The sequence below is a fragment of the Actinomadura citrea genome, assembly GCF_013409045.1.
Classification (GTDB): domain Bacteria; phylum Actinomycetota; class Actinomycetes; order Streptosporangiales; family Streptosporangiaceae; genus Spirillospora; species Spirillospora citrea.
Window position 1 is genome coordinate 4,398,931 of the sequence record NZ_JACCBT010000001.1, and the last position, 11,991, is coordinate 4,410,921.

An 11,991-nucleotide genomic window follows, 5' to 3' on the forward strand; every position below is an offset into this window, starting at 1 on the left:
GCTCACCTGGCGTAGGTGCCGACGAGCGTCCCCGACGCGACGATCTTGTCCTCCACGGCGGCGCGCAGGTCCTCGACGGTGAAGCCGTCCCGCAGCCCGGACGGCTCCGCCAGCCCGTACAGCCGGAAGAAGTACCGGTGCGGATCGTCGCCCACCGGGGGCTTCGGCCCGCCGTAGCCCTCGGCGCCGTAGTCGTTGCGCCCGAGGACGGCTCCGGTCGGCCGCTCCCCGGCGTCCAGGCCGGTGGTCACCGGATCGATGCCGGCGAGCAGCCAGTGCGCGAACGCGCCGGACGGGGCGTCGGGGTCCTCGCACGCCAGGGCCAGCTCCACCACCCGCTCGGGCGCGGGCGACCACTCCAGCGGCGGCGAGAGGTCCCCGCTGTCGTGGGAGAAGTCCGAGGGCATGAGCGTGTGGTCGCCGAACGCGGTGCTTCTCAGCGTCATCTCTTCCATGCGCTGCTCGTGCCCCGTGACGCCCGGTCGATGCACGCGCCGGCCCGGTCCCCGGGCTGGTCAGCCCGCGCTGGAGGGCGCCCAGATGTTGATCCCCGCCTCGACGGCGTCCCGGTCGATCGCGGCGAGCTCGTCCGGGGTGAAGTCGAGCCGGCCGAGGGCGGCGAGGTTCTCCTCCAGCTGCGCGACGCTGCTCGCGCCGATCAGCGCCGAGGTGACCCGGCCGTCCCGCAGCGACCAGGCCAGCGCCATCTGGGCGAGCGACTGCCCGCGCCCCTCGGCGATCGCGTTCAGCGTCCGGACGTGCCGCAGGTTGTCCTCGGTGAGCAGGCTCGTGGACAGCGATGTGCCCTTGCTCGCCCGGGACCCCTCCGGGACGCCGTCGAGGTACTTGCCGGTCAGCATCCCCTGCGCCAGCGGCGAGAACGCGATGCAGCCGGCGCCCTCCCGGCCGAGCGTGTCGAGCAGCCCGCCCTCGATCCAGCGGTTCAGCATCGAGTAGGACGGCTGGTGGATCAGCAGCGGGGTCCCCATCTCCCGCAGGATCGCCGCCGCCTCGGCGGTGCGCTCGGGGGAGTAGGACGAGATCCCCGCGTACAGGGCCTTGCCGGACCGCACGGCCCGGTCCAGCGCCCCCATCGTCTCCTCCAGCGGCGTCTCCGGGTCGAAGCGGTGGCTGTAGAAGATGTCGACGTAGTCGACGCCCATCCGGCGCAGCGACTGGTCGAGGCTCGCGAGCAGGTACTTGCGCGACCCCCACTCGCCGTACGGGCCGGGCCACATGTCGTAGCCCGCCTTGGTCGAGATGATGATCTCGTCCCGGTAGGGGGCGAGGTCCTCGCGCAGGATCCGGCCGAAGTTGGTCTCCGCGGACCCGTACGGCGGGCCGTAGTTGTTGGCGAGGTCGAAGTGGGTGACGCCGAGGTCGAACGCGCGCCGCAGGATGGCCCGCTGGACGTCCAGCGGCCGGTCGTCGCCGAAGTTGTGCCACAGGCCCAGGGAGATCGCCGGGAGCCGCAGCCCGCTCCGCCCGCACCGCCGGTAGGGGATGCGCTCGTATCGCTCACTGTCTGCCTTAAAGGTCATGGTCGGAAGTATTTCAGGACAGGCGGCTTGCCGAGCGTGCCGCCGGTCCGCCATCATCGGCACCATGATCTTCAGGAAGGGCGGACGCCGCCCGGGCCGTTGAGCCCCGCCGAGCCGGTCTGGGAACCGGCCCTCGAAGCCCTGCCGTACCCGCACCGCATGCGGGAGCTCGCCCTGCGGGCCCGCCGTCTCGCCGGGACCCCCGAACTCCGCGAGACCCTCGCCGTCCTCGCGGCCCGCGGGCCGTACGAACGCCGGACCGCCCTGCACATCGCCCTGGCGGCGCGCGATCTGCCGTACCTGGAACGCGTCCTCGCGGGCCCCGACATGGCGCTGCGCCGCGCCGCGCTGCGGGCCGTCCGCACGCTGCCCGTCTCCGACGACGCCGCCGCGGCGGTGCTGGACGACGCGCCCGCCGACCTGCGCCGCGCGCTCTACAGGACGCTCCGCCACTCCCGACGCGCGGCGCTCGCCGACCGGCTCCTCCCGGACGTCCGCGCCCGCTGGGGCGACCGCGAAGCCGCGGCCATCCTGCCGGCCTGCACGAGCGAGACGGTCGCGCGGTCGCTGCCCGACCTGGAGCACGCGGTCACCGGATGGCGCGCGCTGGCCGCACGGCATCCCGGGGCCTTCCTCGCCCGCGGCCGCGAACAGGCGCATGAATGGTCCTGGTGGAGGCGGTGCAAGGCCGGCCTCCCGGTACTGGCCCGCCACGAGCCGGCGGGGCTCCTGGAACTGCTGGAGGCGAACGGCTCCCGCCTGGCGCTGACGCAGCTGCCGAGCACCCTCCTCCCCGCACTGTTCAGAGCGGACGCGGTCAGGGCCGCCCGGGTGGTGCGGCGGGCGGGCCGCCGGAACCGGTACCCGGCCTCGTACTTCGAGCATGTGGGCCGCCTGCCTTCATCGGAGCTCCGGGAGTTCGTCCCTGCCGACCCGTACTCGCTGCGCGACCTCCTCGCGCACGTCCCGCCGGGCCGCAGGGCGGAGGTCTACGACCTCGCCCGAGGAGACGGGCGGGCGGGCCTGGCGGCGCGGCCGCTGCTCGCTCTCCTGCCCCCGGACCGGGCGGCCGGCGAGGCCCGCCGGATGCTCCGCCGGCACGGCTCGGTGTGGCACTCGGCGCGGTCCCGGCTGGACGATCCCGGGATACCGCTGGAGCTCACGGCCCACCTCCCGTACGAGGAGGCGGCCGGGCCGCTGAGGGAGGCGGCGCTCGGCGGGGACCCCCGGCTGCGCGGGCTCGCCCGCACCCTCCTGGTCGAGGCGACCGCCCGCACCGGCGACGCCGCGCGCCTGCGCGACCTCGTCGCCGGACTCGCGCGCCGCACGCGCAACGAGCGGGACCCGCTGAGGACGGACCTCATCGCCGCCCTGGCCCGCGTTCCGGTCCGCCTCCTGGACGAGGCGTTCGCCGGGCCGCTGGAGGAGATCGCCGCCGCGGCCGTCGGCGCGCGGGACTCCTCCCCGGCCACCCGGCGGAGGCTGCGGGATCTGGCGGGCCGCGTCCTCGCCCACTCGGCGCGGCCCGCGCTCGTCCGGTGGGCGATCGGCGCCTTGGCCCGGCTCGTGGCCCGGCATGGGACGGAGGTCCTCGACGGCCACCGCCTCGACCGCGTGCTTCCCCGCGGCCGGGAGCGCGACCTCTTCGCGGAGCTGCGCCCCGAACCGGGTGATCACGTGGTGGTCATCGCGCTGGCCAGGGCTCTCGGGCGGCGGGCGTTCGCGCTGGCGGGCCTCCAGGAGCTGCTGCGGGCGGCGGTCCGCGAGGCGCCCGAGCCGCTCGCCCGCGAGGCCGCGGCGCTGTGGCTCGCCGACCCGGCGGAGCGCGAGCGGCGGGCCGCGGCACTGGCGGCCGCCGACGCCTCCGCGATCGTCCTGCCCGAGGTCTGGCGCGTCGTCGCCGGCCGCCGCACCGATCTGCTCCTGCCCGCCCTGGAGCGCTCCCGGACGGGCCGGTTCGGGGGCCCGGGCGGGGTCCCGGCGATCCAGCCGCAGCACCCCGGCCGCTGGACACCGCGCCAGGTCGGGCGCGTGCGGGAGCTCCTGGCCTCCCCGGCGGAACCGGTCGACGCCAGGATCGCCGCCGTCGCCTCGCTCGGACGGCTCCCCGGCTGCCTCGACGACCTCGTCGCCCGTGCGGACGGGGACGGGGAGCCCGCCCTCGCCGAGGCCGCTCTGGAGGCGATGGCGGCCGCGGACCGCCCTGCCGAGGCCCTCGCGGTGCTCCTGCGCCATGCCCGGGGACCGCGATCGGCGGTCGCGGTGGCGGCGCTGGCACGGGCCGCCGCGTCGGTTCCGCCGTCCCGCCTCGGTCCCGTCCTGGCGGAGGCCCTGACCGGCCCGGGCGGCACGGTGGCCGTACGCAAGCAGGCGGCCCGGCTGATCGAGCGGCTGCGGGTCCCCGGCGCGGCGGAGGCCCTGCTGCGCGCGTGGGACGACCCGGGCCTTCACCGGGACGTCCGTGTCGCGGTCGCGGCGGCGCTCCGCCGTATGCCGGAGGACCCTCGTGCGCTCGCCGCGCTGGACGCCGCCGCCGGGCCGTACACCTCGGAGCAGCTGCTGCGCACGCTCTTCCAGGCCAAACCCACGGAGTACGCGCCCGCGCACCGCCCCGCCTACGCCGCGCTGGTCCGCAGGCTCGGCGCGGCGGCGGACGGCCCCGGCGTCCGGTTCCGGGCGTCCAAGGCGTTCGCCGCGTGGGCGCGCTGGTACACCGGCGGATTCGACGCCGTCCTCGCGGCCGTCGCCGATCCCGCCGACCCCGCCGGGGACGACGAGTTGCTCGTGCTCAACGCCCTGGTGCGGGCGGGCTCGGTGGCGGAGGAGGCGCTCGGCGTGCTGTCCGCCCTGCTCGCCGCGGAGCCGGGCGACCGCGCGCGGGCGCGGATCGCGGCCGTGGCCCACGCGATCGGCGGCCTGCCCGCCGGTCACCCGAACGCGCCGCTCTCCCGCCGTGTGGTGGAAATGCTCGCGGGGCACCCCCTCCACCTCGCCGACGCCGTGGACGTCGCGCTCATCTCGGCTCGCCTGACCGGCGGCGACGCCTCCCCAGAGCGGGTCGCCGAAGAGCTCGTGGCCTTGGCGGACCTCCTCCGCGGCCGCCCCGTCCTGGCCTCCAGGATCGCCGACCGGCGGTTGGACCACGCGCTGGGCGGCCGGGGTGCGCGCGGGAGCGGCGGGCCCGGCCGGCTTCTGCCCGCCGCCCGCGCCCTCACCGGACGGGACTACGCGGCCTCGCACCTGCTCGCCGTCGGCGTCGTCCGCATGGGCGGCCTGGCCGCCGGGTGGACCGGCGAATGGCGGGACCTCCTGGACGGGCTGCGCCGGTCCGCCCACGTGGAGGTCCGCCAGGACGCCTGGAGTGTCGTCCCCAGTACGTGACCTGCGCCACAGCCCGCCGCGGAGCGCGGCGGCGCGCGAGTACACAAAGGATCGGGGCCCCGGCTGTCATGTCTGCGAGGGTGAGGGGAGCTGTGAAGTGGCAAGAATGGTTTGAGATCTGGACAAGGAGGTCCCAGTGGTCGTGCTGCGCAGTTATGTGTCGGGTTCCTGGCGTGCCCCGGAGGAGGAGGGGGCGCCGTTGCACGACGCCGTCACCGGGGAGGAGGTCGCCCGGATCTCCTCGGCGGGGGTCGACATGGGCGCCGCCCTGGAGTACGGGCGGTCGGTCGGCGGCCCGGTGCTGAGGGAGCTGACGTTCCACCATCGCGCGGCCCTGCTGAAGGCGCTCGCGTCCCATCTGCGGGAGCAGCGCGAGGAGTTGTACGCCCTCTCGGCCAGGACGGGCGCGACGCTGAACGATGCGAGGTTCGACGTCGACGGCGGCATCGGCGTCCTGTTCGCCTACGCGAGCAAGGGCAAGCGGGAGCTGCCGAACGACACGGTGCTGGTCGAGGGCGACGTGGAGCCGCTCGGCAAGGGCGGGACGTTCGTCGGGCAGCACCTGTGCACGCCGTCGCACGGCGTCGCGGTGCAGATCAACGCGTTCAACTTCCCGGTGTGGGGCCCGCTGGAGAAGCTCGCGCCCGCGTTCCTCGCGGGGGTGCCGAGCCTGATCAAGCCGGCGAGCCAGACCGCCTACCTGACCGCCCGGCTGGTCGAGCTGATCGTCGAGGCCGGGATCCTGCCCGAGGGGTCGGTGCAGATGGTCTGCGGCGAGCCGCGCGATCTTCTCGACCACCTCACCGAGCAGGACATCGTCGGGTTCACCGGATCGGCGTCCACGGCCCGGCTGCTGCGCACCCACCCCGTCATCGTGGGGAACGCGGTGCGGTTCAACGCCGAGGCCGACTCGCTGAACTGCTCCGTCCTCGGACCGGACGCGACGCCCGGCACGAAGGAGTTCGACCTGTACGTCCGGCAGCTCGTCACGGAGATGACCGTGAAGGCGGGCCAGAAGTGCACGGCGATCCGCCGGGCGCTCGTCCCCGCCGCGCTGATGGACGACGTCGCCGAGGCCGTCCGGGAGCGGCTCGCGAAGGTCACGGTCGGGAACCCCTCCGACCCGTCCGTGCGGATGGGCGCCCTCGCCACGCTCGACCAGCGCGAGGAGGTGCGGCGCTCCCTGAAGGCCCTCATGGACGCCGGCCGCGTCGTGTTCGGCGACCCCGAGCGGGTCGAGGTCGTGGGCGCCGACGCCGAGCGGGGCGCGTTCATCTCCCCGGTGCTGCTGCGCGCCGACGACGCCGGCCGCGCGGAGCCGCACGAGGTCGAGGCGTTCGGCCCGGTCAGCACCCTGATGCCGTACGAGGGCGCCGAGCAGGCGGTCGAGCTGGCCGTGCGCGGGCGCGGCAGCCTCGCCGGGTCGGTCGTGACCGGCGACGCGGAGTTCGCCCGGAAGGTGGTGCTCGGCGCCGCGCCGTGGCACGGCCGGCTGCTCGTGCTGAACGCCGAGGACGCCAAGGAGTCGACCGGGCACGGCTCGCCGCTGCCCCCGCTCGTCCACGGCGGGCCCGGGCGCGCCGGCGGCGGCGAGGAGATGGGCGGGATCCGCGGGGTCGTGCACCACATGCGGCGCACCGCCGTCCAGGCCGGGCCCGCGATGCTCACCTCCATCACCGGGCGCTGGGTCCCCGGCACCGACCGGACCGTCACCGACGAGCACCCGTTCCGCAAGCACCTGGAGGACCTGCGCGTCGGCGACACCGCCGTCGGCGGCCCGCGCGTCGTCACCCTCGACGACGTGGAGCACTTCGCCGAGTTCACCGGCGACACCTTCTACGCCCACATGGACGAGGAGGCCGCCAGGGCGAACCCGTTCTTCGGCGGGCGCGTCGCGCACGGCTACCTCGTCGTGTCGTTCGCGGCCGGCCTGTTCGTGGAGCCGTCCCCGGGGCCCGTCCTCGCGAACTACGGACTGGAGAACCTCCGGTTCCTCACGCCCGTCAAGCCGGGCGACGAGCTGACCGTCACCCTGACGGCCAAGCAGATCTCGCCGCGCGAGGGCGCCGACTACGGCGAGGTCCGCTGGGACACCGACGTCACGAACCAGGTGGGCGCCTCGGTCGCCAAGTACGACGTCCTGACGCTGGTGGCCAAGCGCCCGCGGCACGACTGATCTTCGGGTCTGGGGAGCCGGCCCGCGGGATGATACGCATGGAGGGAGGCGTCTGCGGGGGAGACGGTCACGTTCGGCGCTGAACGGGGTGCGTCCATGATCAGTCCCCTGCACATCCAGACCGTGCGCGAGGTCGTCCGCACCGGCTCGTTCGCCGACGCGGCCCGCAACCTCGGATACACCGCGTCCGCCGTCTCCCAGCAGATCGCCGCGCTGGAACGCGCCTGCGGCCTGGTGCTGTTCGAGCGCCGGGCGCGCAGCGTGCGCCCGACGAGCGCCGCGTTCCTGATGGTCAGCAAGGGCAACGACGTGCTGTCGGCCCTCGACACCCTGGAGCGGGAGCTGCGCGCGGTCGCCAGCGGCGAGCGCGGCGCCCTGCAGCTCGGCAGCTTCCCGACCGCCAGCGCCCGCATCCTGCCGCGGGTGCTGGCGGAGCTGTCGCGGGTGCGGCCCGGCATCGACATCACGCTGGCCGAGGGGGAGCCGGACGAGCTGCTGCCCGAACTGCTCGACGGCGACCTCGACCTCCAGCTCGCCTACCGGTACGACCTGTTCCCGCGCACCTGGCCCGACCAGATCGTGGAGACGCCGGTGATGGACGAGAACCTGGTGCTGTGCGTCCCGCGGGACCACCCGCTCGCCGGGGGGCGCACCGTCCGGCTGCGGGACCTGCGGTCGGAGACGTGGATCGCGAGCCGCCCGGAGAGCGCGGGCGCGCAGGCGCTGCTGCGGCTGTGCGGCACCGCCGGGTTCATCCCCGACATCGCGTTCCGCAGCAACGACTACGCCGTGGTGTGCGGGCTGGTCGGGTGCGGCCTCGGCATCGCGCTCGTCCCGGCGCTCGGCTGCGTCCCCGCCCCGGGGCTGAGGACGCTGCGGCTCAGCCGCCGCAGCCCGCGGCGGCACGTCACCGTGCTGCGCCGCGCCAGCAACACCAACCCGCTCGTCAAGGACGCCATGCGCGGCCTCATCGAGATCGCCCGGGGCGTCCAGAGCGAGGTCAGCGGCGCCACCGGCCCTTGAGCTCCATCGCGGCGCGGACGCGCTCCTGCGCGAGCGCGACGGCGGCCTGGTGCGTCGTCGTGCCCTGCGTCCGGGCGGTGTCGAGGACTCGGCCGGTGTTGTCGCGCATCTTCGCCGAGACCGCCGCGAACACCGCGTCCGGATCGGGGCGGAACGCCGAGTAGCGGGCGTCCATCGCGAACCCCGCCGCGACGACGCCGCCCGCGTTCGCGACGAAGTCCGGCACGACCGTCACGCCGCGCTCGGCGAGGACGCGCTGCGCCGCCCGCCCGGTGGGCAGGTTCGCGCCCTCCACCACGATCGCCGCCTGGACGTTCGCGGCGGCCTCCTCGTCGATGACGTCCTGCAGCGCGGCCGGGACGAGGACGTCGGCCGGGACCGACAGCTCGGCGCCGGGCGCCAGGAGCCGCCCGCCGTACTCCCGCACCGCCGCGTCGCCCGCCTCGGCGCGCAGGGCGAGGAGCCGCCCGACGTCCAGGCCGTCCGGGTCGTGCAGCGCTCCGTGCACGGTCGAGACCGCCACGACGGCCGCGCCGAGCTCGTGCAGGCGCCGTGCCGCCGCGTGGCCGACCGCGCCGAACCCCTGCACCGCGACCCGCGCGCCGCGCAGGGACATCCCGGCGTGCTGGGCCGCGGCGTCGGCGGCCTCCGCGACCCCGAAGCCGGTCACGCCGAGCTCGTCGTAGGGCATGCCGCCGAGGACGTGCGGGGTGCCGACGGCCGCGCCCCGGTCGTCCAGCTCGTCCTGGACGATCGCGGCGTCCCGCTCCGAGAGCCCCATGTCGAGGCCGGCCACGTACCGGCGGGGGATCTCCTGCGACAGCGCCCGCACGAACGCGCGCAGGACCGCCTCCCGGTCGGGCGACCCGGGGTCCGCCGCGATCCCCGCCTTGGCGCCGCCGAAGAACAGGTCGACGCCCGCCCATTTGTAGGTCATGACCCGGGCGAGGCGCGCCACCTCCGCGACCGTCACCGACGGGCTCATCCGCATGCCGCCCTTGCCCATGCCCCGGGCGGTGTTGTCGATGACGAGCACGCCCCGCATCCCGGTCCGGGCGTCGGAGACGCACACGACCCGCTCGGGGCCCCACTCGTCCATCAGCGCGAGCACGTCAGACACAGTTGATCTCCGGGCGGAGGGCGTCGCCGGCGAACCGCGCGGCGTGCAGGGGGGCGACGTCGGTGAAGGGCGCGCGGCCGAGGTACAGGTCGCGGACGACCTCGCCGACCGCCGGGCCCTGCAGGAAGCCGTGACCGGAGAAGCCCGTCGCGTAGAGGAACCGCGACACCGACGCGTCCTCGCCGATGAGCGCGTTGTGGTCGGGCGTCACCTCGTAGAGGCCCGCCCAGCCGCCCGTCAGCCCCACGTCGAGCAGGCGCGGCGCGCGGGCGCCGATCGCCTCGGTGAGCCGGGGGAGCCACGCGTCGGACCGGTCCAGCAGGAAGCCGGGGCGCTCGTCGGGGTCGGACATGCCGAGCATCAGGCCCTCGCCCTCGGCGTGGAAGTAGAGCGACGTCGCGAAGTCGATCGTCATCGGCACCGGGCGCGGCAGGTCCGGGAGCGGCTCGGTGAAGACGATCTGGCGGCGCAGCGGCTCGACCGGGAGGTCGACGCCCGCCATCCGCCCGACCGCCGCCGACCAGGCCCCGGCCGCGCAGACGACGGCGGGCGTGCGGATGCGCCCCCGCGAGGTCTGGACCGCACTGATCTCGCCGCCGCCGGTCTCGATGCCGACGACCTCGCATCCGGTGCGGATCGCCGCGCCGTGCCGCCGCGCGCCCGTCGCGTACCCGAGGACGACCGACTCGGGCGTGCAGTGCCCGTCGTCGGGGGAGAACGCGGCGGCCAGCAGCCCGTCGGGGACGACCAGCGGCGACAGCCGGCAGGCCTCCGCGACCGTGACCATCCGGCTCGGGACGCCCAGCTCGTTCTGCAGGGCGACGCCCGCCTCGAACGCCGCGACGTCCTCGGGCCGCGACAGCAGGAACAGGTACCCGACCTGGTGCAGGTCGATCTCCTGGCCGGGACGGCTGGAGAACCGGGTGAACGCCTCCAGGCTGCGGGCGCCGAGCCGGATGTTGACCTCGTCGGAGAACTGGGCGCGCACGCCGCCCGCCGCCCTGCACGTCGAGCCCGATCCGAGCCCGTCCCGCTCGACGAGCACCACGCGCCGCACCCCCGCCTCGGCGAGGTGGAACGCGACGCTCGTCCCCATCACGCCGCCGCCGATGACGACGACGTCGGCCTCGGTCTCCGTCTCGGTCTCCACGGCCGGCCCCTACAGCCGGAAGCCGAGGTCGGGGGCGATCTCCAGGACGTCCATCTGCGCCTTCTGCAGCCGTCCCGAGGTGTCCCAGTTCATCGACTGCCAGCGGGTGAACTGGTCCAGCACCCACATGCCCGACTGGCGGCTGCCGTTGCCCGAGCGCCCGTTCCCGCCGAACGGCAGGTGCGCCTCCGCGCCGGAGGTGGAGTTGTTGACGCTCACCATCCCGGCCGAGATCCGCCGCCGGAACGCGAAGACCTTCGCCGGGTCGGTGGTGTAGATCGACGCGGACAGGCCGTAGCCGGGGGCGTTGGCGAGGGCGATCGCCTCGTCCGGCGTCCGGTAGGCGGTGACGCCGATGATCGGCCCGAACGTCTCGTTCATGAACAGCTCGTCGCCGGGCCCCACCCCGTCGACGATCACCGGGTGGTAGAACAGCCCCGCCTCGGGGTCTCCGGCGAAGCCCTCACGCGGGGCGGCCGCCGTGATCCGCCCGGTGGCCGACGAGCCGTGCACGGTGTGGCCCGGCCCGATCCAGCCGAGGACCTTCTCGAAGCCGTCCGCGAACCGCTCGCTGATCAGCGGCCCGAACAGCACGTCGCCCGCCGGGTCGCCGACGGCCGCGGCCCGCGTCGCCTCGTCCAGCAGCCGCACGAACTCGCCGTGCACCGACGCGTGGACGATCGCGGTCCCGAGGGAGGTGCAGCGCTGCCCGGCCGTCCCGAACCCCGAGAACAGGGCGCCCTCGACGGCGAGCGGCAGGTCGGCGTCCTCGGCGACGACCATCGGGTTCTTGCCGCCGAGCTCCAGGCACGGCGTCTGGAGGTGGCGGCCGCACAGCTCCCCGATCCGCGACCCGACCTCGGTGGAGCCGGTGAAGCCGACCTTGTCGACCAGTCCTTCGTCCAGCGCCTGCTCCAGGCCGCGGAACGTCTCGGCGCCGTCGGCGTGGACGACGTTGAGGACCCCGTCCGGCAGCCCCGCGTGCGCGAACAGCTCGTAGAAGGCGTCGGCGCAGGCCGCCGCGTACTCGGCGGGCTTCCACACCACCGCGTTCCCGCAAAGCAGCGCGGGGACGATGTACCAGGACGGCACCGCGACCGGGAAGTTCCCCGCCGTGATGACGGTGACGACGCCGACCGGGTCCCGGAAGGTGAACAGCTGCTTGTCGGGCATCTCGGACGGGACGGTCTGCCCGTACAGCCGCCGCCCCTCTCCGAGGAAGAACGCGCAGGTGTCGGCGATCTCCTGGACCTCGCCGAGGGCTTCGGCCCGGGGCTTGCCGACCTCCCGGGTGACGGTCGCGGCGAGGGCCGCCTTGTTGGCCTCGACGAGCCGGCCGATCGCGGCGACCACCTGCCCGCGGACGGGCGCCGGCACGTCCCGCCAGGCGTCCTGCGCCTCGCGGGCCGCCCGGCAGGCGCGCACGAGGTCGCCGGCGTCCGCGAGGGACACCTCGGCGACGGTCTCGGACGTGCGGGACGGGTCGGTGGAGCGGTACGAGCGGGGCCCCGCCGGGATCCGGGCGCCGCCGATGACGGAGGAGAGCACGGTTCAAGCCTGAACGGGCCGCCCGCCCGCGCCAAGATCGGTCAGAGCACGG

General features: G+C 75.2%; 8 protein-coding genes. 3 read left to right on the forward strand and 5 right to left on the reverse strand.

From position 1 onward, the window contains the following. Positions 1-2: 2 nt before the first annotated feature. Entirely contained in the window at positions 3-455 is a 453-nt protein-coding gene (locus tag BJ999_RS20535) for a YbhB/YbcL family Raf kinase inhibitor-like protein (protein ID WP_179834792.1), read from the reverse strand. Positions 456-515: 60 nt separating this feature from the next. Continuing rightward, positions 516-1,541: an L-glyceraldehyde 3-phosphate reductase gene (gene mgrA, locus BJ999_RS20540; protein WP_179834793.1), complete on the reverse strand. Its 1,026-nt coding sequence runs from the start codon at positions 1,539-1,541 to the stop codon at positions 516-518. Positions 1,542-1,700: 159 nt separating this feature from the next. Between mgrA and BJ999_RS20545 the strand changes: the two genes are divergently transcribed. The 3 genes from BJ999_RS20545 (at position 1,701) to BJ999_RS20555 (ending at position 8,121) form a co-directional block, all read left to right on the forward strand. Beyond that, positions 1,701-4,922, forward strand: coding sequence for a hypothetical protein (locus tag BJ999_RS20545; RefSeq protein WP_179834794.1), 3,222 nt, complete (start codon positions 1,701-1,703; stop codon positions 4,920-4,922). A 142-nt stretch (positions 4,923-5,064) separates the two neighbouring features. After that, positions 5,065-7,098, forward strand: a complete 2,034-nt coding sequence (gene paaZ, locus BJ999_RS20550; RefSeq protein ID WP_229810582.1) for a phenylacetic acid degradation bifunctional protein PaaZ — start codon at positions 5,065-5,067, stop codon at positions 7,096-7,098. A gap of 96 nt (positions 7,099-7,194) precedes the next feature. Beyond that, positions 7,195-8,121, forward strand: a complete 927-nt coding sequence (locus BJ999_RS20555) for a LysR family transcriptional regulator (protein WP_179834796.1) — start codon at positions 7,195-7,197, stop codon at positions 8,119-8,121. On the opposite strand, the gene BJ999_RS20560 is transcribed toward BJ999_RS20555, so the two are convergent. From BJ999_RS20560 to BJ999_RS20570, 3 genes are read right to left on the reverse strand one after another with little or no spacing between them, the layout of a single operon-like run. Further along, positions 8,099-9,241 (reverse strand): Glu/Leu/Phe/Val family dehydrogenase, encoded by a 1,143-nt coding sequence (locus tag BJ999_RS20560; RefSeq protein ID WP_179834797.1) that lies wholly within the window; start codon positions 9,239-9,241, stop codon positions 8,099-8,101. The two genes, BJ999_RS20555 and BJ999_RS20560, sit on opposite strands and share 23 nt — an antisense overlap. After that, positions 9,234-10,391 (reverse strand): NAD(P)/FAD-dependent oxidoreductase, encoded by a 1,158-nt coding sequence (locus BJ999_RS20565; RefSeq protein ID WP_229810581.1) that lies wholly within the window; start codon positions 10,389-10,391, stop codon positions 9,234-9,236. The genes BJ999_RS20560 and BJ999_RS20565 overlap by 8 nt, the downstream gene beginning before the upstream one ends. A gap of 9 nt (positions 10,392-10,400) precedes the next feature. Then, the gene (locus BJ999_RS20570; protein WP_179834798.1) at positions 10,401-11,939 is read right to left on the reverse strand and encodes an aldehyde dehydrogenase family protein; all 1,539 of its coding nucleotides are present in this window, start codon (positions 11,937-11,939) and stop codon (positions 10,401-10,403) included. Between the last annotated feature and the right edge of the window lie 52 nt (positions 11,940-11,991).

Excerpts from the sequence above, each read along its gene's own strand:
- BJ999_RS20545 (WP_179834794.1), top strand. The coding sequence starts at position 1,701 with ATGCGGGAGCTCGCCCTGCGGGCCCGCCGTCTCGCCGGGACCCCCGAA.
- BJ999_RS20555 (WP_179834796.1), top strand. The coding sequence starts at position 7,195 with ATGATCAGTCCCCTGCACATCCAGACCGTGCGCGAGGTCGTCCGCACC.
- BJ999_RS20535 (WP_179834792.1), bottom strand. The coding sequence starts at position 455 with ATGGAAGAGATGACGCTGAGAAGCACCGCGTTCGGCGACCACACGCTC.
- mgrA (WP_179834793.1), bottom strand. The coding sequence starts at position 1,541 with ATGACCTTTAAGGCAGACAGTGAGCGATACGAGCGCATCCCCTACCGG.